Here is a 24482-nt window from a genome sequence, read left to right on the forward strand (position 1 = left end):
TCCTGTGGGCCATGCTCCGCGACAACGCCAACTACCACGCCTCACCCCCGATCCCAGCAGCAGCGTGACTTGACAATCCCCATTGGGAAGTCCTTCGTGTCGCCGTAGCCGTGCACGGCGATGATCGGCGCGCTCCACGTTGTGCCGCCGTCCTGGGAGCGCTTGAGGACGACGTCCACGTCGCCGGCGTCGAGGCAGTCGGGCCCGGTTCTGCGACCCTCGGCGAACGCGAGCAGATCCCCGTTGTGCGCCGTCACCACCGCGGGGATGCGGAAACAGTCGTAGCCTCCGGTGTTCGCCTGGAAGACGACGGTGGAGGCGACGTCGGCCGAAGCCGGCGCGGCGGGCAGCGCGGCGAGCCCGGCCGCGGCGGCGAACGCGGCCGGCAGGCCGGTCGCGAAACGTCTGAACTTCATGGTCCCGCTCTCTCTCGGGGTACTGCGAAGTGCGCCCAGGATCGCCGGGAGTCGTACACGCGCCGTACAACTAGGCTGTCCGCCGTGGAGCCGCTGACGGCGATCGCCGTGATCGCGACGAAGTACGGGGTGTCCGCCGTGATCGGGGCACTCACGGGGAAAGAAGAGCTCGGGGGCGTGGCCGCCGAGATCGTCGGGGCGCTCGTGGAGAGCGAGGACCGGCTGGGGGAGCAGCTGTCCGGCATCGAGCGGCAGCTCGACGAAGTCCTGGAACAGCGGTACACCACCGCGGTCGGCGCCGGCCTGCGCACGCTGCTCGACGCGAGCACGACCCGCGACCCGGGGGTGCGCACCGCGGAGCTGAACCGGGCGCGGGACCTGTTCCGCGACGCCGTCGCCTCGGCCCGGTCGCCGCTGCAGGTCGCCGTGGGCGAGCGGTACCTGGCGCTGTGCGCGCTGGCGCTCGGCCGCGTCGACGCGGCGCGCACCGCGCTGACCCTGCTCGACAAAGCGGCCCTGGAAGCACTGATCGGCGCGATGCCACTGGTGGGACCACAAGCGTACGAACGCGCGCGGGAGCAGCTCGGCGGCTCCGGCTTCCGGTCGCGGCGCGAGCAGCGGATCGAGGAACTCGGCAGCGACCTCGTCGACGCGGCGGCGGAGGTGATGGACCTCGGGCTGAGCCTGTTCGACGAAGCGCGCACGCTCGCGGAAGGCCTGGGCCGGGCCGATGCCGAACCGGACTGGGACGTGGTGCTGCCCCAGGAGTACGAGGACGACGAGCGCCTGACCCGGGCCGCGCAGGTGGTGCTCAAGCCGGCGGGGCCCGGGCCGCTGCGGTTCGGGCCGCTGTCGGTCACGTGGGATTCGGTGCGGTTCCGGCCCGGGGCGCCGCGGAGCGCGATGGAGTTCACGGTGGCCGCGCAGACGGGCGCGCCGGTCCCGGCGGGCACGCTCGACGTCGCGGTCACGGTGCGGCTCGAATCGGCGTTGTCCGTGCCGCTGCACTGCGCCCTGTTCGAACCGGACGCGCCGGGCCTGCCGCAACCGGTGCGCTGGTTCCCGCCCTCCGGCGGCACGCTCGAAGCCGGCCGCACGGAACTGCCGCTCAGGTACTCGCTGCCGACGGGCCGCGCGTCGAACGAGTGCACGCTCAGCGTCAACGGGGTGCTGCTGTTCCGCTCGGTCTAGCTTTATGCCTTGACGGGTATATACGCGGTGAGGCATATTAGAGGGGTGCCCACGACGTTCGAGGTGCTGGCGGAGCCGACCCGGCGCCGCATCCTGGATCTGCTGCGCGAGGGACCGTCTCCGGTGGGAGAGCTCGCCGCGCGGCTCGGCCTGACGCAGCCGGGTGCTTCGAAACACCTGCGCGTGCTGCGCGAGGCCGGGCTGGTCCGGGTGCGCCGCGAGGCGCAGCTGCGCTGGTACGAGCTGGACGACGAGCCGCTGCGCGAGATCGACGCGTGGCTGCGGCCGTACCGTGCGCTGTGGGCCGGCCGCCTCGACGCCCTCGAGCGGCACTTGGATGAAAACCCAGTCGAAAACCCGACCGAAAACCCCGGCGACCCGGAGGAGTAGCTCATGTCCACTGTGGATTCCGCGGACGGTGTGGTCGACGTCCGCGACGACGGTAAGCGCGTGCTGCGGTTCGAACGCCGCCTGCGCCACCCGATCGCCCGCGTCTGGGCGGCTCTGACCAGCCCGGAGGAGCTGCTCGGGTGGTGGGGCTCGGCCGACGTGCTGGAGCTCGCCGAAGGCGGCCGGATCGTGCTGCGCTGGCTCAACGAAGACCACGAAGGCAACCACGTCGTGCTGCACGGCACCGTCACCGCGTACGAGCCCCCGCACGTGCTCGAGTTCGACACCGACGTGCACGGGGTGCTCCGCTTCGAGCTCGCCGAAGACGGGAGCGCGACCGTGCTGCGGTTCAGCAGCACGGTGGGATTCCCGGACGACGTCTTGCCCCTCGTGCTCGCCGGCTGGCACCTGCACCTGAACTTCCTGGCTTCGGCGCTGGCCGGTTCTCCGGCGGACTTGGCCGACCTGCCGATGGCCGAGTGGCAACGGTTCCACGACCAGTACGAGGACCGGCTCACCCGGGCTTGATCACGCGGACGGCGGCCGGGTGCTACCGTCCACTGTGGAACTCCGAGTTTTCTGGACCGACCGGTCTGGGATTCCGCGACCGGCTGTGGTTCCCTGGTCCCGTCACCTCCCGGGCGGAAGGAGCAGCGATGGCGGGGCGCGTGGTGCTGAGCCGCATGGAGAGCGTCACCTTCGGCGAGCCCGCGGCGGACGCCGTGGCCGCTCAGGTGGCGTCGTGGCGGGCGCGCCGGGTGCTCGTGCTGGCGAGCCGCACGCTGAACCGGACCACGAGCTGCGTCGAGGACATCGCACGGGCCCTGGGGGAGCGCTGCGCCGGGGTGGCCGACGGAGTGCCGGCGCACACGCCGAGCGGGGCCGTGGCCGACCTGACCAGGCGAGCCCGTGAGCAGCGCGTTGACGCGATCGTCACCGTCGGCGGCGGAACGCTGATCGACGCGGCCAAGGCGGTCCGGATGTGCCTGGCCAACGGGGTCGAACAGCTCGGCGGCCTGGCGCAGCCGGGTGGCGAGCATCCCGAGCCACCGGCGGTCAAACAGCTGGCCGTGCCGACCACGCTGTCCGCCGCCGAGTTCACCGGGATCGCGGGCGTGACCGACGAGGCCACCCACACGAAGGTGCTGTGGCGCGGGCCCGAACTCGTGCCCGACGCGGTCGTCCTCGATCCCGCGCTCACCGTGCCGACGCCGCGGTGGCTGTTCACCTCCACGGGGTTGCGCGCGGTCGACCACGCCGTCGAGGGTTTCTGCGCGACGGGCGCCAACGTCTACACCGACACCCAGGCCGCGCGCGCGGCTTCGCGCTGCTCACCCGGGGGCTGCGGGCCGTCGCGCGGGATCCGGCCGACCTCGGCGCGCGCCTCGACTGCCGGCTGGGCGCGTGGCTGGCCATGGCGCCGCTGGCGTCCGGCGTGCCGATGGGCGCGAGCCACGGCATCGGGTACGTCCTGGGCGCCGCGTTCGACGTGCCGCACGGGCACACGTCGTGCGTGCTGCTGCCCGCCGTGCTGGCCTGGAACGCCGAGGTCAACGGCGCGCGGCAGCGCGAGCTGCTCGCCCAGTCGGGGATCGGCGGGGAGCAGGCCGCCGACGTCGTCCGGAACCTCGTCCGCGACCTGGACCTCCCCGCGACCCTCGGCGCCGTCGGCGTCGGCCCGGCGAACGAGGACGAGGTGGCCGAACGCGCGATGGGCACGCCGTGGGTGCCGCGCAACCCGCGGCCCATCGACGGTCCGCACCACGTCAAGGAGATCCTCGCCCTCGCCCGGTGATCGGCGCTCACGGCGCGAACGTGGCCGCTCCCGGCACCGCGTCGAGCAGCTGGCGCGTGTAGTCGTCCGAAGGCGCGGACAGCACCTGGTCCACCGGGCCGTGCTCCACCACCCGGCCCGCCTGCATCACCAGCACGTCGTGGGCCAGCGAGCGCACCACGGCGAGGTCGTGGGAGATGAACAGGTAGCTCAGGCCCAGCTCCTCCTGCAGTGACGACAGCAACCCGAGGATCTGGTCCTGCACCAGCACATCCAGCGCCGACACCGGTTCGTCGCACACGACCAGCCGCGGCCGCAGCGCCAGGGCTCGTGCGATCGCGACGCGCTGGCGCTGACCGCCGGACAGCTCGTTGGGGTAGCGCTGCGCGAGCGAAGCCGGCAACGCCACCTGGTCGAGCAGTTCGGCCACCTGCCGGCGCCGCGAGTCCCGGTCGCCGACCCCGAACGTGCGCAGGGGTTCCGTGACGATCCGCTCCACCGTCCACATGGGATCCAGTGACGCGTACGGGTCCTGGAACACCGGCTGCATCGCGCGCCGGGCCGCACGCAGGCGGGCGCCGCGCAGACCGACGATCTCGGAGCCGTCGAGGCGGATCGTGCCCGACGTCGCCGGCACCAGGCCGAGGACCATGTGCGCGGTGGTCGTCTTGCCCGAACCCGATTCGCCGACGATCGCGGTCGTGCGGCCGCGGCCGACGGTGAACGACACGTCCTCGACCGCGCGCAGCGTGCCGCCACGGCCGCGAACGCGGTACTCCTTCGACACGTGCGACACCTCGAGCACCACGTCCGACTCGGCGGCGGCCTCGTGCATCGGGCCGGTGAGCGACGGCGCGGCGGCCACCAGCCGCTGCGTGTAGGGCTCCTGCGGGTCGTTCAGCACGGCCCGCGCGGGACCCGTCTCCACGACTTCGCCGTCGGACATCACCACGACCCGGTCGGCCCGGTCCGCGGCCAGCCCGAGGTCGTGGGTGACGAACAGCAGTGCCGTGCCCAGGTCCTGCGTCAGCTTCTCGAGGTGGTCGAGGATCTGGCGCTGCACGGTCACGTCGAGGGCGGAGGTCGGCTCGTCGGCGATGAGCAGGTCGGGCCGGCAGGCGAGGCCGATCGCGATGAGCACACGCTGGCGCATGCCGCCGGAGAACTCGTGCGGGTATTGCCGCGCGCGCCGCGCCGGCTCAGGGATCCCGGCCTGCCCGAGCAGTTCCACCGCCTGCGCCCAGGCTTCGCGGCGCGAGCACATCCGGTGCGCCACCAGGGTTTCCGCGACCTGCCGGCCCACCCGGGCGACCGGGTTGAGGTTCGACATCGGGTCCTGCGGCACGAGTCCGATCTCGCGCCCGCGCAGCCGGCGCAGCCGCTTCTCCCCGGCGTGCGTGAGGTTCTCGCCGCGCCACCGGATCGTGCCGCCGGTGACGCGCCCCGACCCGGGCAGCAGGCCGATGATGGCGTGCGCGGTGGTGGACTTGCCGGAGCCGGACTGGCCGACGACGGCGACGCGTTCGCCGGGGTTCAGCGTCAGGTTCGCGCCACGGACGGCGGCCGTGGCGCCGAAGGAGACGTCGAGGTCGCTCACGGCCAGCAGCGGTTCGGTCATGCTCGTCCCCTTCACCGGGTGCTCTTCGGGTCCAGTGCGTCGCGCAGGGCGTCGCCGAACAGGTTGAAGCCCAGGCAGATCAGCGCCAGCGCGACGCCGGGGAAGATGCCCGGCCAGGGCGTGCGGAACAGGTACTGCTGCGCGTCCGACAGCATGATCCCGAGGCTCGGCGCGGGCGGCTGGATGCCGAGCCCCAGGAACGACAGCACCGCCTCGCCGATCACCGCCACGGGCATGATCACCGTGGCCTGCACGATGATCGCCGACAGCGCGTTGGGCAGCACGTGCTGACCGAGGATCCGCCACGGCCCGGCGTGCATCGTGTGGGCGGCCAGCACGAAGTCGGTTTCCTTGAGCCGCAACGTGTCCGCGCGCACGACCCGGGTCATGGTCGGGATCTGCGCGATGCCGAGCGCGATCGCCGCGTTGGTCAGCCCGCCGCCGTTGATGGCCGCCAGCCCGACGGCCAGGATGAGGAACGGGAACGCCAGCATCAGGTCGGCCAGCCGCGAGATCAGGGAATCGAGCCGGCGCCAGTACCCGGACAGCAGGCCGAGCGGCACACCGACGACCACGGCGAACAGCACCGACAGCGCCCCGACCTCCAGTGACGCGCGCGTCCCGTAGAGCACGCGGGACAGGATGTCGCGGCCCAGGTCGTCGGTGCCCAGCGCGAACCCGACCGTGCCCGGCTGCTGGAACGGGGTCTCGAAGTGCACCTCCGTCGGCGCGTAGGGGGCGAGCAGCGGCGCGAACACCCCGGCGACGACCACGATCAGCAGCAGCACACCGCCGATCACGCCCATCGGGTTGTGCAGGAGCCGGCGCCCGACCCGGCCGCGGACGCGGGCGAGCGGCGCGGGGGTTTCGGCGGCGATCGTCATCGGGTCCTCCCGGAGACTCGCATGCGTGGATCGATGACCGTGTAGAGGAAGTCGACGAGCAGGTTGATCACGATGTAGGCCGTGGTGATCACCAGCACCACGGCCTGGATCACCGGGTAGTCGCGGGTGAACACCGAGTCGAGCGTCAGCTTGCCGATGCCGGGCAGGCTGAAGATCCGCTCGGTGACCACGGCGCCCGCGATGAGCCCGCCCAGTTGCAGGCCGACGATCGTGGTGACCACGATCAGGCTGTTGCGCAGGCCGTAGCGGAAGATCACCGCGCCGCGCCCGAGCCCCTTCGCCCGTGCGGTGCGTACGAAGTCGGCGGTGAGGGTCTCGACCATCGACGAGCGGGTCTGGCGCTGCACCACCGCGGCGTGCGTGAGCCCGAGGATGATCGCCGGCAGCGCGAGGTAGTAGATCCCGCGCAGCGGCTGGTCGAACGGCGACACGTAGCCCGACGCCGGGAACCACCGCAGCTGCACCGAAAGGTAGAGCACGGCGAGGATGCCGAGCCAGAACGTCGGCACCGACAGCGCGAACAGCGAGAAACCGTTCGCGCCCCACTCCGGCCAGCGGCCGCGGAACACCGCCGCGACGACGCCGGCGAGCATGCCCACCAGCACCGCGACGAGCATCGCGAACACGGCGAGCTGCACGGTCACCGGCAGCGTCGCGCCGATCATCTCGCTCACCGGCGTGCCGGTCCGCACGGACTTGCCGAAGTCGCCGGTGAGCGCGTGGCCGACGAACTTGAAGTACTGCACGGGCAGCGGCTGGTCCAGGCCGAGCTGCGCGCGGACGGCGGCGACGGCCGCGGGGTCGGCTTCCTCACCCGCCATCGCGATGGCCGGGTCACCGGGCAGCGCGCGCACGCCGATGAACACGACGATCGACGCGAGCACGAGCGTCACGACCGACTGCCAGAGGCGGTGGAACAGGTAGCGCACCACGGCTCAGCCCTCCTGGTTCGCGAGGAACGCGGCCTTGCCGAGCCGCACCACGCCGTCGGCGTACACCTGGATGCCGGTGACGCGCGTGGAGTGCACGGTGAGGTTGCGGACCCGGTAGGTGTAGACGATCGGGTTCTGCTGCTGCATCAGCTGCACGGCCTGCCCGTAGAGCGCGGCACGCTGCTTCGTGTCGATGCTGCGCGACGCGTCGGCCAGCAGCTTGTCCAATGCGGACGAGTTGTAGCCGCCGTAATTGCCGCCCGAACCCGTCGAGAGGAAGCGGGAGGTGTTCGCGTCCGGGTCGATGCGGCCGGACCAGCCGAGCATCAGCGCTTCGAACGTGCCGCGTTTTTCCACGTCCAGCAGGGTGGAGTACTCGACGGGCACGATCTTCACGGCGAACCCGCCCTCGGCCACGCTCGCCTGCAGGGCCTGGGCGTAACGCAGCTGGTCCTGGGTGTTGGTCACCTGCAGTTCGATCGGGAACGGGATCGGCACGCCGGCCTGCTGGAGCAGCTGCCGCGACTTCACGGGGTCGAATGCCGGGCAAGCGTCGCTCGCGGGAGAGGAGTACGGCGTCTTCGGGGCGATGGGCGAGCACGCGGGGTCGAACCAGTTGTTGAAGACCGTGTCCACGAGCGTGCGGCGGTCCAGCGCGAGTGAAAACGCCAGGCGGATGCGGGGGTCGTTCGCGACGGGCTTGTCGATGTGCTTGGTCGGTTTGCCGACACCGTCGACGTTGCCGGTGTTGAACGTGACGCTCTGGTAGCCGAGCGAAGGGGACTGCAGCACCTTGAGGTCCGGGTCCTGGGCGAGCGCGTCCACGTCCTGCGGCGAGATCGTGTCGGCCACCTGGATGTCGCCCGAGCGCAGGTTCGCCGCGCGGATGTTGGCGTCGGTCATGATCCGGTAGGTGATCGAGTCGAGGTGCACGTCCTTGGCGTCGTAGTACAACGGGTCGCGCTGGACGTCGATTTCCGTCTGTGGCACGCGTTTCACGAACTTGAACGGCCCGACGCACACCGGGTGCTCGCCGAAGTCGTCGCCCTCCTTCGCGAGCGCGGCCGGGGACATGATCATGCCCGCGCGGTCGGCGAGCGCCGCGGTGATCGGGGCGAACGGCCGTTTGTAGTGCAGCACGACGTGCGCCGCGTCGGGCGCGTCGATGTGGCTGATCGGGCCCATTTCGCTTTTGCGCTGGGAAGTCTTGAGCTCGAAGTGCCGGCGCAGGCTGGTCGCGACCGCGGGGGCGTCGAACGGGGTGCCGTCGGCGAAGACGATCCCGGTGCGCACGGGGATCGTGACGGTGAGGCCGTCCGGCGAGATCGTCGGCAACGCGGTGGCCAGCTGCGGCACGACGTTGCTGGTGTCGTCGATGTCGTAGAGCTTCTCGCAGATCGTGGTCATCACGTACCGCGTGTACAGCGAGCTGGACGTCGTGGGGTCGAGCTTGTCGGGCTCGTTGGACAGGCCCATCACGAGGTCGCCGCCGTGCTGGACGGGTTGACTGCCGACAGGGGTGCCGAAGTCGTCGCGGTGGTCGCCGTGGGCGCTCGCGTGCTGGACGGGCACGCACGCCGTGAGAGCCATCACCGCCAGCCCGGCCAGGAGGGGGAGCAGGGACCGAGGAGACATGGCTCACAACGTACGTCCGTTTTTCCCCGACCCCGTTTCCGGATCGTTAATCCGTGTTAAATCGTTATGCGTGAAAAATGGCATGCCGAAAAGCGGACCCGCGTGCGGGCCCGCTTTTCGGCGGGAATGGCTCTATTATCGTCCGGCCGCGTAACCCTGCATTCCCCGGGGGTTCGCCGCGGCGGACAGCACGCCGGTCTCCGGATCACGGGCGACAGCGCACAACCTCCCTTCGGACCAGGGTTCTCCGACGGTCACGACGTGACCCCGGTTCTCCAGTCCGGCGATGACGTCCTCGCCGATCCGCGATTCCACGGTGACACTGCCGGCCACCATCGCGCGCGGGTAGAACGAGCCGGGGAAACTGTCGTTGTGCCAGTTCGGCGCGTCGATCGCGCCCTGCAGGTCGAGCCCGCTGCGCACTTTTTCGCGCAAGGCGACGGCCAGGAAGAAATGCGCGCTCCACTGATCCTGCTGGTCACCGCCGGGCGTGCCGAACGCCATCACCGGCACGCCGTCGCGCGAGGCCAGCGAAGGGGTGAGCGTGGTGCGCGGGCGCTTGCCCGGCGCGAGCGAGTTGGGCAGGCCCGGGTCGAGCCACGCCATCTGCAGCCGGGTGCCGAGCGGGAACCCGAGCTCCGGGATGACCGGATTGGACTGGAGCCACCCGCCGCTGGGCGTCGCGGCGACCATGTTGCCCCACCGGTCGACGACGTCGAGGTGGCAGGTGTCGCCGCGCGTCGCGCCGTCCTTGGCGACGGTCGGCTCACCGGCGCCGGTCGCCGACTGGACGGCACCGCCGCCCGCGACGTACTGGGCGTGCTTGCTCAGCCGGGGTTCCCGGCCGTCGGGGCTGCCGGGGCGCAGTTCGTGCGACGCGCGCTCCCCGATCAGCTTGCGGCGCGATTCGTTGTAGGCCGGGGAAAGCAGCGCCTGGACGTCGACGTCGGAGCTGTCGCCGTACCACGCTTCGCGGTCGGCCATCGCGAGCTTCGTGCCCTCGATGAGCGTGTGGTAGTAGTCCGGCGTGGCGTAGTCCAGCTGCTCGGGCAGGAGCGCGAGCTGCTGCAGGAACACCGGGCCCTGGCTCCACAGCCCGGCTTTCGCGATGGTCCAGCCGTTCCACGTGTACGTGACCGGGTCTTCGTAGGTCGCGCGGAAGGCGGCGAGGTCGGCGCCGGTCAAGGTGCCGGAGTGGCGTTCGCCGGAGGTGTCCATGGTGGGCTTCGCGGCGAACTTGGCGATCGCCTCGGCGACGAACCCCTCGCGCCAGGCCTTGCGGGCCGCCTCGATCTGCGTCTCGCGGCCGGAGCCGGCGGCTTCGGCCTCGGTGACGAGCCGGCGCCAGGTGTTCGCGAGCGCGGTGTTCTTGATGACCTCGCCGGGCTCCGGCGCGCGGCCGTCGCGCAGGTACAGCGCCGCGGAGCTGGTCCACTCCGTTTCGAAGAGCTCGCGCACGGTCTCCACGGTGGCGCCGACGCGGTCGACGGCGGGGTGGCCGTCTTCGGCGTAGGAGATGGCGTACTTGAGGACTTCCCGCAGCGGCTTCGTGCCGTGGTCGTGCAGCAGGAGCAGCCAGGCGTCGACCGCGCCGGGCACCGCGGCGGCCAGCGGGCCGGTGCCGGGCACGAGGTCCAGGCCGAGCGAGGTGTAGTGCTCGATGGTGGCGCCGGCCGGCGCGGGCCCTTGTCCACAGAGGACCTTCGGCGTGCCGCCCGCGGGCGCGATGATCATCGGCACCTCGCCGCCGGGCCCGTTGAGGTGCGGCTCGACGACGTGGAGCACGAAAGCCCCGGCGACGGCCGCGTCGTAGGCGTTGCCGCCGTCTTCGAGGACGGCCATCGCGGCGGCCGAGGCGAGCCAGTGGGTGGACGACACCATGCCGAAGGTGCCCTGGAGCGTGGGACGCGTCTGGAACATCCCTGCATGGTCGCGCGGTCCGTGTCGTACGTCAAAGACATGTATGACACCATTCCGATAGCGTGGAGCTATGGAACGTCGTCAGCTCGAGTACTTCGTCGCCATCGTCGAGCACGGCGGCTTCACCCACGCGGCGCGGGCGCTGCGGGTGGCCCAGCCGTCGCTGTCGCGCGCGATCGCCAAACTGGAGCACGAACTGGGCGTGGCGCTCTTCCACCGCGTCGGCCGCAACGCCGTGCTCTCCAGCGCGGGCGAGTTCATGGCCGACCGCGCCCGGCTCGTGTTGCGCGACCTCGACGCCCTGCGCGCGGCCGCCCGCGCGGTCGGCGACGGCCTCGCCGGGCGCGTCGACGTGGCGGCCACCTCGTCCTCCGCGCTCGAACCGGTGATCAGCATCATCGCCGACCTGCGGGAACGCCATCCAGGCGTGCTGGTGAGCACGTCGTCGGCACTGTCGGCGGCGGAGGTGGTGGCGATGGTGCTGCAGGGCCGCTGCGAGGCCGGCGTGTGCGGCAGCGCCGAACGGCCCGCCGGCCCGGGCCTCGTTTCGCACCACCTGCGCGACGAAGAGTTCCTGCTCGTCGCGCCCCCCGGCTCCGGCGTGGGGGACACCGTGGAGTGGGCCGACCTGCGCGGTCTGCGCTTCGTCGTCACCAAACCCGCCACGGCCGTGCGCGCGCTGTTCGACCGCATCGCCGCGACCGTCCCGGACGTCACCATCGCGGCCGAAGTGGGTGACCGCAGCGTCGTCCTCCCGATGGTCCTGCGCGGCATCGGCGCCGGCCTCATGCCCGACGGCTGGGCCGACCTCGCCCACCGCGCCGGGGCGGAAGTCGTCCGCTTCTCCCCACCCGAACGCCTGCCGCAATGGCTGGTCCACCGCTCGGGCCCGATCACGGCCGCGACGCAGGCGTTCCTGGACACGACACTGGCAGCTCGCTGAGATTCGGTGAACGATTCGAGCTTGTGGTGGATGTGTCTGCCGGCGCTGACGATCTACCGTCGAAGGGGTAATCGACCTTGCACACTCGGTAAGGGGGAGCGGCTGTGGCCCAGCCCGGTGACTTCGCGTCCCTCGTTGCTCTTCGCCTCAAGATGGGTGAAGTGATGGCGCTCGATGCCCTCGACCATGCGGATCAGGTCCGGCGAGGACAACCCCTGCTGCAGTTCGACCCCGAGGGTGCCGCACCGGCCAAGCAGTTCGATCGGGTCGAAGCGGTCGCGCGAAAACTCCACGGACTCGGCCGCGCGGTCATGGTCGACGCCTCCGACGCCGCGGTGGAGGCTGGTTTCAGGGGCGGGCCGGTCGGGGCGCTCGGGGAACTGGCCGATCGGCTCGGCTATCCGGCGGACCTCTTCGACAGCCAGGGCAGATCGACTTCATCCCGTAGTGCGCGGTGACGCCGGCGACAGCGATACAGCCAGGCTCGGTGCGCTCTGTCGTGAACCGGGTTCCGGAGGCGCCCTTCGGATCTCCGGGCGGATGCCCGGATCCCGCGCCGTTGATCACCTTCTCGAGGTGCTTGGCGTCGACACCCACGACCTCGATGTGATCGTCGATCTTCGATACGTCGCGAACCTGAGTTCCGAGCTGATCGATGCCGTCGCTTCCCTTCTCGGCGCGATGGCGGCACTCGGGCACTTCCGATCGACGAGCCTGCTGGCCGGCTCGATCCCTCGCTTCTTCTCGCAGATCGCGCTCTGGGAGTCACCGCGAATCGAAGAGCAGATGTGGGAGCGCCTCGTGCGGGCCGGTGCCGCGGAGCTGCTGTTCGGCGACTACGGCGTGGTGCACCCCGAACCCGGTCGAGGGTTCCTCAGCAAGCACGCCGCCATGAAGTACACCTGTCCGGGCCATTGGCTGTACGCGAGGGAACCGGTGCCCGCACAGGACGAGGGCGCTCGGGGTGCGGAACCCGGGAAGCCACTCGCTCGGGCCTTCCGGGTGGTGTGCCAGGACGTGGTGAGCTCCGGGGCCTTTCCGGTGCCGACTTCTCGTGCGGCGACCGCCCGATCGGTGAGGCGGCAGAGGGGCGAGGCGAGGGCCTCGGATCGAGAGGCGTGGCGGTCGCCTACGCGACCTCCCACCACCTCGCCTACCTCGCGAGCCGAGCGGCGGCGTAGCGGCGTCAGCCGAACGTTGCCGAGGTCAGCATCCGGTCGAAGGCCGCGTCGCGGTCTGGGGTGGCGGCGTGTTCGACGATGAGGATCTTGCTCTGCGGCAGCCACCACATGCGGACCTGGTTGTTCTGCGCCGAGTTCTGGCAGGTCTCCGTGAAGCGGGCGTACTCGGCCTTCTTCGGACCTACCGGCGCGAAGCCGTGGTCGAGGACGGTGCTGCCAGTGGCCTGGGAGGCGGTGCCGGGGTCGGAGGTGGGGCCGAGGCAGGTCGGGGCGTCGGTGCCGGGGTACCAGCCGAATTGGCGGGTCGGGCTGGGGACGTTGATCAGGCCCGAGCCGGCGGCTTCGCGCAGGTCCAGGATCTTGCCCTCGCACGCGAAGGAAGCCGACCGCAGGCAGCCCTCGTAGCCGGGGTCGCGGGATTCCACGGCGTACTGGGTGCCGGCGGGGAGGGTGAGGGTCATCGTGGCGATGGTGGCCGTGGCGCCGTTCGTCGAGGGGAAGGAGGGTGAAGGCCGCGCGGGAGCCGCGTTGGCGGCGGGGACGGCGGGTGAAGCCCGGCCGGTGGTCGTCTGGGTGCAGCCCGCCGCCGCGAGCGCTGGCACCACCATCGCCGCGCCCCACCAGGATCGTCTTCGCACTGCTGCCCCTTTCTGCGGACCGTCCGGGCTTCGACGCCGGACGGGGCGAACGGTTCCGCCCGGCCACCGCGAAGGACATCGTCCGGACCCGGGGCAAGGTTACGCGGTGATCGGGTGCGTCGTGCCCGACCACCGCGAAGTCCACTGTGGTCCGCTGGGCCGCACAGCTGAGTCCCCGCCGGCCGCCCGGCGGGGACTCACGCGGCCGCCGTCAGTGGGCCGGCTCGCGGTTGAACAGCCGCTTCGACCAGACGTAACCGCCCAGGGCGAGCACGGCGCACCAGCCGAGCGCGAACCACAGGTGGCTCCCGAGCGGCTTGTCCAGCAGCAGCGCGCGCAGCGTCTCGATGATCGGCGTGAACGGCTGGTACTCGGCGATCCACCGCAGCCCGGCGGGCATCGAGTCGGTGGGCACGAAACCGCTGCTGAGGAACGGCAGGAGCAGCAGCGGCATGGGCAGGTTGCTCGCGGTCTCGACGCTCTTGCTCACCTGGCCGAGCGCGACCGACAGCCAGACCAGCGCGAACGTCACCGCGACCAGGAACCCGGCCGTGGCCAGCCAGCCGCCGACGCCGGCCGTGGGCCGGAAGCCGACGAGCAGCGCGACGCCGATCACGACCGCCAGGCTGAGCACCGTCTGGATGACGCTGCCCAGCACGTGCCCGGTCAGCACCGACACGCGGGCGATGTGCATCGTGCGGAAGCGCGCGATGACGCCTTCGGTCAGGTCCATGGCGACGGAGATCGCGGTTCCCTGGACGGCGGCCGTGATGGTCATCAGGATGATCGCCGGTGCCACGTAGTTCGCGTATTCGAGGCGGCCGCCGGCCGGCCCGCCGAGCCCGGCGCCGAGCGCGCCGCCGAACACGTAGACGAACAGCAGCAGGAAGACGACGGGCATCCCGACGAGCATCACGGTCATCGACGGGTACCGCAGCAGGTGCTTGAGGTTGCGGCGCAACATGGTCGCCGAGTCGCGCAGCGGGTGGGACCGCAGCGGGGCGGCGGTGCTCATCGGGTGGTCACCTTCTCGTGGGTCGGGGTGCCGGTGAGGGCGAGGAAGACGTCGTCGAGGTCGGGGGTGTGCACGGACAGCTCGTCGACGTCGAGGGCACGGCTGTCGAGCTGGTCGATCAGGGTCTTGAGCGACCGCAGGCTGCCGTCGCCGGGCACGCGCAGGGTGAGCGCGTCGGTGTCGCGGGTGGCCTGGTCCAATTCGCGCAAGGCGGTGTCGAGGCCGGCCTGGTCGGCGAAGCGCAGGCGGACGTGCCCGCCCGGGATGCGGCGCTTGAGCTCGTCGGCGGTGCCCTCGGCGACGACGCGGCCGTGGTCGAGGATCGCGATCCGGTCGGCGAGCTCGTCGGCTTCGTCCAGGTACTGCGTGGTGAGGAAGATCGTGACGCCGCCGGCCACCAGTTCGCGGATGATCTGCCACATGGTCCGGCGGCTGCGCGGGTCGAGACCGGTCGTGGGCTCGTCGAGGAAGATCACCTGCGGGCTGCCCACCAGCGTCATCGCGAGGTCGAGCCGCCGCCGCATACCGCCGGAGTAGGTCGACGCGGGCTTCTTGGCCGCGTCGGTGAGGTCGAACTGCTCGAGCAGCCGGCCGGCGCGCTGCCGCCGTTCACCGCGGGCGAGGTGGTGCAGATCCGCCATCAGCAGCAGGTTCTCCTCACCGGTGAGGAGGTTGTCCACGGCGGAGAACTGCCCGGTGACGCCGATCGCGGCCCGGACGGCGTCCGGCTCGCGAGCGAGGTCGTGGCCGGCGACCCGGACGGCACCGGCATCGGCACTGAGCAAAGTGGACAGGATGTTGACCGTGGTGGTCTTGCCGGCGCCGTTCGCGCCGAGCAGCGAGAACACGGTGCCGCGCCGCACGTCGAGGTCGAGACCGTCGAGCACGACGTGGTCGCCGAACGACTTGCGCAGCCCCGTCACGGCGATCGCCGAGCGGGAGTGGTTGGTGGACATGGTTTTCCCCTCTTCATGGCAGGGAGCTGGTCGGCGACGGCTGTCGCCGTGTGGACGGGCGCGGGCGCGCCCGGGTGGCCGGTGCCGTCGCGGGAAGCCGGGTGACGGCGGAGTTTCGGGCAAAGATCCGGTGCGGGGTCGGTGAGGCGCGGCGGATGGTGACGTCGCCGTAGGAGGTGTGGCCGCCCGGGTGGCCGGTGCCGTCGCGGGAATCCGCGTGACGACACCGGTTCGGGGTAAGGATCCGGTGCGGGTTCGGTCGGGCGCGGCGGATGGTGTCGTCGCGGGGAGCTGGGCAACGGTGCCGGTCCGGCAGGGATCGGGTGCGGGCTCGGTCAGCCGCGGCGAATGGTGACGTCGCCGTAGAGAGGTGCGCCGCCTGGTTTCGTCGCGGGGCGCGGGGCGACGGTGCCGGTTCGGGCCGAGATCCGGTGCGGGCTTGCTCGGGCGTGGTGGATGGTGTCGTCGCCGTAGCAGGTGCGGCCGCGATCTGGTGTCGTCGTGGGATGCTGGGCGACGGAACCGGTTCGGGTCCGAGATCCGGTGCGGGCTCAGTTAGGCGCGGCGAATGACCGCGTCACCGTAGGAGGTGCGCCGCCTGGTTTCGTCGCGGGGCGCGGGGCGACGGTGCCGGTTCGGGCCGAGATCTGGTGTGGGCTTGCTCGGGCGTGGCGGATGGTGTCGTCGCCGTAGCAGGTGCGGCCGCGGCCCGGTGTCGTCGCGGGATGCCGGGCTGCGGAACCGGTTCGGCCCGAGATCCGGTACGGGCTCGGTCAGGCGCGGCGGATGACCACGTCACCGTAGGAGGTGCGGCCGCGCACCTCGACGGTCTCGTCGGCGGCGTCGGGCCGGGTGGTGTTCTCGAGCAGGTTGCGCACGTGCCCGAACCCGGTGGTGACCTCCAGCCACGCGGCGGTGCCCTCGGCGATGCCGACCTCCAGATCACCCATCGCGGTCGCGAGCACGACCGAACCGCGGGTGACCTCGGCGAGGCGGATGCTGCCGTTGGACGTCTTGGCGTCGACGTCGGCGCCGGGCCGCTCGATCGAGACGTCGCCGTTGGCCGAGCGCACCCGCGCGTCGCCGGTGACGACGTCGATGGTGGTGTCGCCGTTGGAGTTCTTCACCACCGCGGTGCCCTGGACCTCGCCGAGCCGGACCTTTCCGGAGCCGGTGGAGATCTCGGCGTTGCCCGCGACGGCGTCGGCCGTGATGTGCCCCGCCGAGGTGTCCACGCGCAGCGCGCCCGTGCGGTCGACCCGGACGTTGCCGGCCGAGGTCTTGAACCGGCTCTCGCCGAGCCGGCCTTCGGCGCGGAAGTCGCCGGCCTGCAGCTCGCCGGACACGCGGGAGCCGCTGGGCAGCTCGATGGCCACGTCGACCGAGCGGGTCTTGCGGGAGAAGTCGAAGCCGCGGATCTTCGGCCCGACGACCTGCAGCACGCCGTTGCGGTAGTCGACGCGAACCTGCTTGGCCGCCTTGATGTCGGACTCATCGGTGTCGTCGCCCGGCCGGACGTCGACGACGGTGTCGGCGCGGTCGCTCGCGGTGATCCGCACTTCGCCGGCGCCCAGTTCGACGGTGACGGAAATCGGTTCGGGTGTCTCGAAAATCGACATGGTTGTCCCCTCAGTGGAATGGGTGGGCCGTCCCCGCAGGTCGGGGGCGGTGTGGGAAGGAGCGTGGGAAAGGCGTTGCGGGAAGTGGAGAAAGGCGCTGGTTAACGAACCCAGCCGGTGAGCCGCTGCTTGCTGCGCTTGCCACCGTCGTGCGGGTCGGGCCGCTGCTCGCGCTCGGACTTCTGCAGCGCGGCGGCCGCCGCCCGGACGAGCCACGCGTTGACCGAACGGCCTTCCTTGGCCGCGGCCTCCTCGACCGCCGTCTTGAGCTGCTCGGGCAGCCGCACGTTGATCCGCGCGGACGGTCCGTCCTCGGCGATCAGCAGCTCCCCGTCCGCGGTGCTGCTGTCCGCCGCGTTCTCCCCGGCGGGCGCAGCCGGTTCGGCCGGGGGAGCGGTCACGACGAAGTCGGGATCCCGCCCCCGCAACCGCACCTCCACGGAACCCGGCGCCAGGTCGCGAGTGATCTCGTCCGCGGCCCCCGACAGCGCGTCGAGCAGCGTCATCCGGATCGCCGACTGGAGCGAGCCGGTCAGCTTCTCGACGAGTTCGCGCGCCTCGTCACCGCCGGTTTCGGACAGCGTCGCGAACTCGCGGCCGAGGTTGTTCACATACGTCGTCAAGTCCATGGCACCACTATGGCACACTGGTGGCACCAGTGCAAGCCATGATGGCTCATTACTGGTGCCACGCTGGCTCAGCGTGGGCAAATCTGCTGGTCAAGGCCGGTGGCTGGCGCCAGACTCACGACGGTGAGCAGCGCACCGGGTTCTCCAGCTCGGCACACGGCCGATCCCCGTGTGACCGGATGATGTCGGCCCCCACCTGGTCGGTCAGGTAGCGCAGGAAGCTCGCCGGCAGGCTGCCGGCGCCGACGTCGCCGTAGGTGTAGGCGTATTCGGTCTGCCAGAAGGGGTACGCGCCGTGGTCGGCGGCCTCCAGGGTGGCCGCCTGGCCGTCGATGCGGACCGCCACGAGGTCGGCTCGCCCGGTCGCCGCGCCGAGTTCGCTGTAGCCGATGGCGCCGGACGTGGTGGCGACGGTGTTCAGCAGGTCGTCGGTGTCGCTGCGGCGGCAGCGGATCACGCCGGCGGTCGCGGTCTTCGGTTCGACGCAGTCGTTGGAGTTCTCACCCGGTTCGACGGTGCCGAGCACCCGCTGCTCGAACGTCCTGCGCGTCCCGGAATCCGATTCGCGGTCGACCAGGCGCACCGGGCGGTCGTTGCCCCCGACCTGCCGCCAGTTGGTGACCTGCCCGGAGAACACGGCCTTCACCTGGGCGAGCGTGAGGTCCTGCACCCCCGCGTCGCGGTTGATCACGAGGGTGAAGAGCAGGAACGCCATCGGGCGCGGCAGCAGTTCGGGCTGCCGGGTGCCCTTGACGCCGTCGGAGAAGGCCAGCACGCCGGCGTTCTTGGCCTGGTTGAGCGCTTCCAGGCCCTGCGCGCTGCCGTGGGTGTCGAGGGTGAACGTGGCGCCCGGGCACGTGCGCGTGTACGACGCGGTGGCCTCCGCGAGCACCGGGGTGAACGCCGTCGACCCGGTGATGCGCACGGTGCCGCTCGCGCAGTCCAGCGGCACCGGCTTCGGCAGGACCAGCGAGTACACGAAGGGCTCGGCGAGGCAGACGGCCACGAGCGCGTAGATCAGCACGGTGAGCCAGCGCGGGATCCCGGTGCGGCTCTTCGTCTCGCTGATCCCGCCGCGCCCGACGACGCCCTTGATGCCGGCGACGACCTCGGGCTCCCTGAACTTCGTCCCTTCGTCGCCGCCGGCGCGCTCCAGCACCACGAGCACTTTGAAGTGCTGCTCCCGGTTCAGCTGCGTGCGCGGCAACTTGATGGTGCCGACGGCGCCACCCGGCTCGGTCTTGTTCTCGTAGCCCAGACCCGAGCCGTCGCTGAAGTTGTCGCGCAGGAACTGGTCGCTCAGATCCGTCACGACCATGCCCGCGACCCGGCGGCCGTGGAAGCGGATCGTCACGCCCGCGTCGTGCTTCTTGTTGGCGACGTAGTCGTCGTGGTCGATGTTCGTGGTGCCCGTGTTCTCGATCCGCAGCAGCACGAACGACGGTTCCACGAGCGGTTTCCCGCTCTCCTTCTCGAGCTGCCGCCACGTGCCGGCGTGCTGCGAAGTGGCTTCGAGCCGCGCGGTGGTGTCCATCTGCACGCGGTAGCCGAGCCGTTTGCGGCCGACGAGCACGAACTCCCACAGGAACGCGAAGATCGGCACCAGGAGGCCGACGACGGCGAGAACGCTCTGCCACGGAAAGTCGGACACGAGCCCTCCGGTACGCGGGGACAGGGACGGATGAAGCTACTGAGCCCGCGCGGGCGACCGGGGTGGATCGTCGATCAGTTCGGCAAGTGTTCACCGGACGGTGACGGGAACGGGTGCTTTTCGGGCGCCGGGAACGGAAAACCGGCCTCGAACAGCCGGGCCACGCGGGTCGAGGCCGCCGCGAGCACCAGCAGCGCCAGCCCGTAGAGCTCGAACGACTCCGTCGCGAACCGCCACCAGCCGCCCGACCCGTTGTGGTCCGGCGAAGGGTCGAACCACATCGGCGCCACGGTGAACAGCGCGGCGCCGATCGCGCCCGACGCGAAGGCCCACCACGCGAGCGCGCGATCGGCGTTCCACGCGCGTACGCCGACGCACCCGCACGCGAGCAGGATCGGCACGCACCACGTCCAGTGGTGCGTCCACGAGATCGGGGACATCAGCAGCCCGCCCACCGCGCACACGACCACGGCGAGCGCCGGATGCCGCACGCGCCGGATCGCGAGCGCCGTCAGGGCCAGCAGCACCACGACGCCCGCGAACCACCAGGCCTGCCCGTCGACGCCGAGGCGTTCCAGGAAGCCGCGCAGCGACTGGTTGCTGACGTACTCGGTGCCGACCGAAGCGTCGATCTTGAACACGTGCTCGGTCCAGTAGGAGGCCGACGTCGCCGGGGTGACCAGCCACGTGAGCGCGCTGACGACGGCGAAGCCCGCGACGGTGCGCACCGCGGCGCGGAAGTCCTTGGTGAGCACGAAGAACAGCACGAACAGCAGCGGCGTCAGCTTGACCGCCGCGGCCAGCCCGGTCAGCAGGCCCCTGGTCCGGGTGCGCCCCGGCGCGAGCGCGTCGACGACGACGAGGGCCATGAGCAGGATGTTGACCTGCCCGAAGCTGAGCGTGCGCCAGATGGGGTCCAGCACGATCCCGGCGAGCTGCGCACCGTACGCGGCCGGCAGCGCCGCCTGGGGCCGGCCGGTCAGCGACCGGACGACGAAGTAGGCGGTCACGCCGACGGCGAGCACCGAAACTACGGTGAGCACGTTCATCGTCACGGCGAACGGCAGGACGGTCGCGGGCAGGAACAGCGCCGCGGCGAACGGCGGGTACAGGAACGGGAGGCTGATGTGCTGCGAAGTCGCCAGCGGCGTGCCGTAGAGCGGCTGGTCGGTGAGCAGGGTCTTCGCGCCGCCGAGGTAGACCTCCAGGTCCAGCCCGGGGTAGTGCCGCAGCGCCAGCACCAGCGCGACGACGACCGCTTCCCCCAGCAGGACCGGACCCCAGCGCGGACGCAGGTCGGCCAGTGACAAAGTCTCTCCCCCCGATGCCGTTCCGGACGATCTTAACGATCACGGCCGTCCGCGGTGAACGGGGATCACCCGGCGCGGTCCGCTGACCTGCTCGTTCGCGTGTGGCTGTCCTCACAGGACGGGCTGTCACGCCGCGCCGGGCCCGCGCCGTCTTCGGGGGACAAGCACCCCGGCCGGAGCCGGGCAGGACTCAGGAGACCCGACATGCGCACTACCGGGATTCGCCGGGCAGCCGCAGTCGCCGCGGCAGTGGTCGCCGCCGCGGCCGTGGCCGGTCCCGTACACAGTGGACCGGAACCCGCCGCGGCGGCGGAGCAACCGCAAGTGCTCGGACGCGACGGCGCCGGCAAACTGGTGACGGACCAGCCGATCGGCGACCTCGACCCCGCGCTGGCCGCCGCCGCCGCGCGCGCCGACCGGATCACCTACCACTCGCGGTCGCTCTCGGGCCGCGACATCGTGGTCAGCGGCGCGGTCTTCACCCCGAAGGGCCGAGCGCCGCGGCACGGCTGGCCCGTCGTCTCGTGGGCGCACGGGTCGAGCGGCATCGCCGACCGGTGCGCGCCCTCGACGGCCGTCAACGCGGCCGGCCAGGTCGATCTGTACGGCTACAGCGCGTTCGTCGCCCGCCTGCTCAACGCGGGCTTCGCCGTCGCAGCGACCGACTACGAGGGCCTCGGCACCGCCGGCGACCACCCCTACATCGTCGCCGACAGCGAGGGCCGCGGGGTGATCGACGCCGTGCGCGCCGCCCGCCAGGTCGACCCCGCGGTCTCGGCGTCGTACTTCGCCGTCGGGCACTCGCAGGGCGGCCAGGCCGCCATCGCCGCCGGTGAGCTGGCGCCGACCTGGGGCCGGGGGCTCGACTTCCGCGGGACCGTCGGCCTCGCGCCGGTCACCAACGTCGCGGCCGCCTACGCCTGGGGCAGCCCCGGCCCGGTGGATCGCGGGTTCTACCTGCTCGCGCTCCACGGGCTGAAGACCGCGCACCCCGGCCTGCGGTTCGGCGACTACCTGGGCAGCCAGGCGCTGGCCTTGCTGCCGAAGGTCACGCAGGTGTGCACCGCCGAGATCTGGACCGACTTCTCGGCGGACTTCGGCCCGAAGCTCACGGACTACCAGTTCACGCCGCAGACGCCCGCGGCCGCGCTGACGCTGCAGGACTGGCTCGACGAGCAGACCGTGCCCCGCGGCCGCACCCCCGGCGCGATGCTGCTGCTGCAGGGCGACCGGGACCCGTCGATCAAGAAGGCCGTGACGCGGCAGGCGGTGCGCAACGCCCGCGCCGCCGGCTCGCCGGCCGAGTTCCGGCTGTACCCGGGCGAGGACCACTATTCGGTGCTGGCGGCCCGCGGCGACGGCGGCGCCGCCGACGACGTGATCGACTGGCTGAACGGCCACCTGCGCGGGTGAGCCCGTCCGTCCGGCGGGGCGCTTTCCCCGCCGGACGGTTTCCGAGGAGGAGAAGGAGAAGCATGACCGAGGCACGGGCCACCGGAGTGGCCGTCGAGGAGCTGGGAGCGGGGGACCCGCGGCTGGAGAGCGAGCTGTTCCCGCTGCTGCGGCAGCTGCGGCCGCGCCTGACCCGCGAGCAGTTCGGCGAACTGGCGACCACCGGGCACGAGCAGGGCTTGCGGTACCTCGTCGCGTACGCCGACGGCGCCGCGCTGGCCGCGGCCGGGTACCGCGTGCTGGTGACGAGCCGGGGCCGCATCCTCTACGTCGACGACCTGGTGACCGCCGAGGAGGCGCGCTCGACCGGCGTCGGCGGGCGGCTCATGTCCGAAGTGGAGCAGCTGGCCCGGCGGCACGGCTGCGCGCTGCTGGAACTCGACTCGGGGGTGTCGAACACCGCCGCTCACCGGTTCTACATCCGCAATGGGTTCGACATCATCGCCCACCACTTCGCGGCCGCGGTGCCCCGCTAGGGCGTGCACTCAAAGCCAGATGAGCAGGGTGGCAGGTCGAGCCTGCCTTGGTAAGAGATGGATCTTGTCGAACGCGATGGCCATGGCGCGGAATTGCAGGAGGCGGTTGGAGCAGCGTCCGACGATGTTGCGGCGTTTGCAGGCGACGCGGTCGAAGACCGGTGGGCGTCCCCCGGCTGGGCCTCGGTGCAGGCGGTTGGCCTGCGGGTCACGGCGTTCGTGGATGGTCGCCGGGGCGTGTTGTCGCCGCAGGTGGGAGCGGATCGCGCGGCTGGAACAGCGCTTGTCCGCCGGCACCCTGCCCGGCCGGGTCGGCGGCCGACCGGGTCCCGGCCGGCGGAACTCGATTCCGCTCATGACGTGGGTGACCATGGTGCAGTCGTTGATGTTGTCGCCGGTCACTACCGCTGAAAGCGGCCGCCATGACCGTCGCAGGCGAGGCGGATCTTGGTGGTGGGTCCGCCATGGGCCGGTGGCATGATCATCTGGCTCGCCGCCCGGCCCGGCCTCCCTGTCCGAAGCGGGCGCGCGCCGGCGGCGTGCTGGTGCGCCCGCACGATGCTGCAGTCGACCGAGACCTCGCGGTCGAGTTCGTCGATCGGGTCAGCGACCACCCGCACGCGCGTCACCAGCATCGCGAGGGTCCCGGTGCGCGACCAGCGCCAGAACCGGTTGACGACCGGCTTCCACGGCCCATAGCGTTGCGGCCGGGCTCGCCACGCGACACCGGTCTTGGCCTTGAACAACATTCCGTTGCGCACCCGACGGTCATCGACTCGGGGACGCGTCTTCGCGCCCGGCACGGGAAGCAACGGCGCGATCGCCTGCCACTGCCCGTCGGTCAACTCATGCCTACGCGCCACAACCCAACGTCAAAGCAGGTCACCATCACCCACTTCAAGGGCGCGCCCTAGGCGAACCGGCGGAGCTTGTCCGGATTGGACATCCACTGGATGCCGGTGATCCGGTCCCGGCCGACCTCGAACGAGCAGACCTGCCACGGCTCGCCGAGGCGGACCAGCAGTGCGGGCGCGCCGTTGACTTCGGCGACGCGAAACTCGATGGCGGGGTACTTGGCGAGCAGCCCGGTCACGAACCGGCCGACCCGCTCGGGGCCGGTGACGGGCCGCAGCGCGGCGCGGACCTTGCCGCCGCCGTCGCCCCAGAGCGTGACGTCGTGGGCGAGCAGGCCCTGCAGCGCGGCCCGGTCGCCCGTGCGCGCGGCCGCGAGGAACCGCTCCACCAGTTCGCGGTGCACGCCGGGGTCGGTGGGGAAGCGGTCGCGGCCGGTCGCCAGGTGCGTCGAGCCGCGGCGGTGCAGCTGGCGGGCGTGGGCTTCACCCAGGCCGAGCACCTCGCCGATCTCCTCGTACGGCAGCTCGAACGCCTCGCGGAGGATGAACACGGCGCGCTCGGGCGCCGAGAGGCGGTGCATGAGCCGCAGGGTCGCGAGCGACAGGGTGTCGCGCTGGGCGGCGGTGTCGGCGGGGCCGAGAGGCTGCCCGTCGCCGGTGCGCACGGGTTCGGGCAGCCACGGGCCGACGTAGGTCTCGTGGCGCCGGTGGGCCAGGCGCAGGCGGTCGATCGCGAGCCGCGAGACCACTTTGATGAGGAACTGGCGGGGTACCGCGACGGCCGAACGGTCCACATCGGACCAGCGCAGCCACGCTTCCTGCACCACGTCCTCGGCGTCGGCGAGGCTGCCGAGGATCCGGTAGGCGGCGCCCAGCAGCACCGGGCGGTGCTGCTGGAACTCCGCACTGCCGGTGTCGTCGGGTGCCACGGGGCGAGTGTAGGGGGCGGCCGGCGTCGCACCGGCCGCCCGGAAGGC

The 24482-nt window shown here is 71.6% G+C and carries 24 protein-coding genes and 1 pseudogene; 10 read left to right on the top strand and 15 right to left on the bottom strand.

Annotation, left to right across the window (positions count from 1 at the left end):
- Positions 1-41: 41 nt before the first annotated feature.
- On the bottom strand, positions 42-416 hold the full coding sequence (locus tag ACIA77_RS31940; protein ID WP_395889732.1) for a hypothetical protein: 375 nt from the start codon (positions 414-416) through the stop codon (positions 42-44).
- An 84-nt stretch (positions 417-500) separates the two neighbouring features.
- Here ACIA77_RS31940 and ACIA77_RS31945 point away from each other — a divergent pair, with 84 nt between their 5' ends.
- From ACIA77_RS31945 to ACIA77_RS31965, 5 genes and pseudogenes are all read left to right on the top strand, one after another.
- Positions 501-1607 carry a hypothetical protein gene (locus ACIA77_RS31945; RefSeq protein ID WP_395889733.1) on the top strand — a complete coding sequence of 369 codons (1107 nt, stop codon included), beginning with the start codon at positions 501-503 and terminating at the stop codon, positions 1605-1607.
- Positions 1608-1652: 45 nt separating this feature from the next.
- Positions 1653-1997, top strand: coding sequence for an ArsR/SmtB family transcription factor (locus ACIA77_RS31950; protein WP_395889734.1), 345 nt, complete (start codon positions 1653-1655; stop codon positions 1995-1997).
- A 3-nt stretch (positions 1998-2000) separates the two neighbouring features.
- Positions 2001-2525 (top strand): SRPBCC family protein, encoded by a 525-nt coding sequence (locus tag ACIA77_RS31955; protein ID WP_395889735.1) that lies wholly within the window; start codon positions 2001-2003, stop codon positions 2523-2525.
- Positions 2526-2680: 155 nt separating this feature from the next.
- A pseudogene (locus ACIA77_RS31960) lies at positions 2681-3253 on the top strand (iron-containing alcohol dehydrogenase); the annotation flags it as partial.
- Complete coding sequence (locus ACIA77_RS31965) at positions 3214-3792, top strand: iron-containing alcohol dehydrogenase (protein WP_395889736.1); 579 nt, start codon at positions 3214-3216, stop codon at positions 3790-3792. The pseudogene ACIA77_RS31960 and the gene ACIA77_RS31965, both read left to right, overlap by 40 nt.
- Before the next feature lie 7 nt (positions 3793-3799).
- Here the strand turns inward: ACIA77_RS31965 and ACIA77_RS31970 are convergent, their stop codons facing one another.
- From ACIA77_RS31970 to ACIA77_RS31990, 5 genes are all read right to left on the bottom strand, one after another.
- Positions 3800-5389: an ABC transporter ATP-binding protein gene (locus ACIA77_RS31970; protein ID WP_395889737.1), complete on the bottom strand. Its 1590-nt coding sequence runs from the start codon at positions 5387-5389 to the stop codon at positions 3800-3802.
- 11 nt (positions 5390-5400) lie between these two features.
- Positions 5401-6273, bottom strand: a complete 873-nt coding sequence (locus ACIA77_RS31975) for an ABC transporter permease (protein WP_395889738.1) — start codon at positions 6271-6273, stop codon at positions 5401-5403.
- Entirely contained in the window at positions 6270-7226 is a 957-nt protein-coding gene (locus tag ACIA77_RS31980) for an ABC transporter permease (RefSeq protein ID WP_395889739.1), read from the bottom strand. The genes ACIA77_RS31975 and ACIA77_RS31980 overlap by 4 nt, the downstream gene beginning before the upstream one ends.
- Positions 7227-7229: 3 nt before the next feature.
- On the bottom strand, positions 7230-8861 hold the full coding sequence (locus ACIA77_RS31985) for an ABC transporter substrate-binding protein (RefSeq protein WP_395889740.1): 1632 nt from the start codon (positions 8859-8861) through the stop codon (positions 7230-7232).
- 135 nt (positions 8862-8996) lie between these two features.
- Complete coding sequence (locus tag ACIA77_RS31990; RefSeq protein ID WP_395889741.1) at positions 8997-10781, bottom strand: gamma-glutamyltransferase family protein; 1785 nt, start codon at positions 10779-10781, stop codon at positions 8997-8999.
- A gap of 70 nt (positions 10782-10851) precedes the next feature.
- Here ACIA77_RS31990 and ACIA77_RS31995 point away from each other — a divergent pair, with 70 nt between their 5' ends.
- The 3 genes from ACIA77_RS31995 (at position 10852) to ACIA77_RS32005 (ending at position 12987) form a co-directional block, all read left to right on the top strand.
- On the top strand, positions 10852-11724 hold the full coding sequence (locus tag ACIA77_RS31995) for a LysR family transcriptional regulator (protein ID WP_395889742.1): 873 nt from the start codon (positions 10852-10854) through the stop codon (positions 11722-11724).
- A 104-nt stretch (positions 11725-11828) separates the two neighbouring features.
- The gene (locus ACIA77_RS32000) at positions 11829-12182 is read left to right on the top strand and encodes a hypothetical protein (protein WP_395889744.1); all 354 of its coding nucleotides are present in this window, start codon (positions 11829-11831) and stop codon (positions 12180-12182) included.
- Positions 12172-12987 carry a hypothetical protein gene (locus tag ACIA77_RS32005; protein WP_395889745.1) on the top strand — a complete coding sequence of 272 codons (816 nt, stop codon included), beginning with the start codon at positions 12172-12174 and terminating at the stop codon, positions 12985-12987. Before ACIA77_RS32000 ends, ACIA77_RS32005 begins: the two co-directional genes overlap by 11 nt.
- Here ACIA77_RS32005 and ACIA77_RS32010 read toward each other — a convergent pair.
- From ACIA77_RS32010 to ACIA77_RS32040, 7 genes are all read right to left on the bottom strand, one after another.
- On the bottom strand, positions 12911-13366 hold the full coding sequence (locus tag ACIA77_RS32010) for a hypothetical protein (RefSeq protein ID WP_395889746.1): 456 nt from the start codon (positions 13364-13366) through the stop codon (positions 12911-12913). The genes ACIA77_RS32005 and ACIA77_RS32010 overlap by 77 nt on opposite strands.
- Before the next feature lie 388 nt (positions 13367-13754).
- The gene (locus tag ACIA77_RS32015; RefSeq protein ID WP_395889747.1) at positions 13755-14558 is read right to left on the bottom strand and encodes an ABC transporter permease; all 804 of its coding nucleotides are present in this window, start codon (positions 14556-14558) and stop codon (positions 13755-13757) included.
- Positions 14555-15514: an ATP-binding cassette domain-containing protein gene (locus ACIA77_RS32020; protein ID WP_395889748.1), complete on the bottom strand. Its 960-nt coding sequence runs from the start codon at positions 15512-15514 to the stop codon at positions 14555-14557. Before ACIA77_RS32020 ends, ACIA77_RS32015 begins: the two co-directional genes overlap by 4 nt.
- 773 nt (positions 15515-16287) lie before the next feature.
- Positions 16288-17133 carry a DUF4097 family beta strand repeat-containing protein gene (locus ACIA77_RS32025; RefSeq protein WP_395889749.1) on the bottom strand — a complete coding sequence of 282 codons (846 nt, stop codon included), beginning with the start codon at positions 17131-17133 and terminating at the stop codon, positions 16288-16290.
- Positions 17134-17234: 101 nt separating this feature from the next.
- Positions 17235-17762: a YlcI/YnfO family protein gene (locus ACIA77_RS32030; RefSeq protein WP_395889750.1), complete on the bottom strand. Its 528-nt coding sequence runs from the start codon at positions 17760-17762 to the stop codon at positions 17235-17237.
- A gap of 115 nt (positions 17763-17877) precedes the next feature.
- Positions 17878-19413, bottom strand: coding sequence for a substrate-binding domain-containing protein (locus tag ACIA77_RS32035; protein WP_395889751.1), 1536 nt, complete (start codon positions 19411-19413; stop codon positions 17878-17880).
- A gap of 74 nt (positions 19414-19487) precedes the next feature.
- Positions 19488-20723, bottom strand: a complete 1236-nt coding sequence (locus ACIA77_RS32040; protein WP_395889752.1) for a glycosyltransferase 87 family protein — start codon at positions 20721-20723, stop codon at positions 19488-19490.
- Positions 20724-20927: 204 nt separating this feature from the next.
- On the opposite strand from ACIA77_RS32040, the gene ACIA77_RS32045 reads away from it, so the two are divergent.
- Together ACIA77_RS32045 and ACIA77_RS32050 are read left to right on the top strand one after the other, a co-directional pair.
- On the top strand, positions 20928-22136 hold the full coding sequence (locus ACIA77_RS32045) for an alpha/beta hydrolase family protein (RefSeq protein WP_395889753.1): 1209 nt from the start codon (positions 20928-20930) through the stop codon (positions 22134-22136).
- Between the two features lie 62 nt (positions 22137-22198).
- Entirely contained in the window at positions 22199-22651 is a 453-nt protein-coding gene (locus tag ACIA77_RS32050; RefSeq protein ID WP_395889754.1) for a GNAT family N-acetyltransferase, read from the top strand.
- A gap of 9 nt (positions 22652-22660) precedes the next feature.
- Here ACIA77_RS32050 and ACIA77_RS32055 read toward each other — a convergent pair.
- Positions 22661-23514, bottom strand: a protein-coding gene (locus tag ACIA77_RS32055; RefSeq protein ID WP_395889755.1) for an IS5 family transposase whose coding sequence is annotated in 2 segments (ribosomal slippage) — positions 22661-23070 and positions 23070-23514 — 855 coding nt in all. Because the reading frame shifts where the segments join, the coding sequence is not laid out codon by codon here.
- Positions 23515-23561: 47 nt separating this feature from the next.
- Positions 23562-24434, bottom strand: coding sequence for an RNA polymerase sigma factor SigJ (gene sigJ, locus ACIA77_RS32060; RefSeq protein WP_395889756.1), 873 nt, complete (start codon positions 24432-24434; stop codon positions 23562-23564).
- Positions 24435-24482: the final 48 nt, after the last annotated feature.

This window comes from Amycolatopsis sp. NPDC051903 (assembly GCF_044452505.1).
Lineage (GTDB): Bacteria > Actinomycetota > Actinomycetes > Mycobacteriales > Pseudonocardiaceae > Amycolatopsis.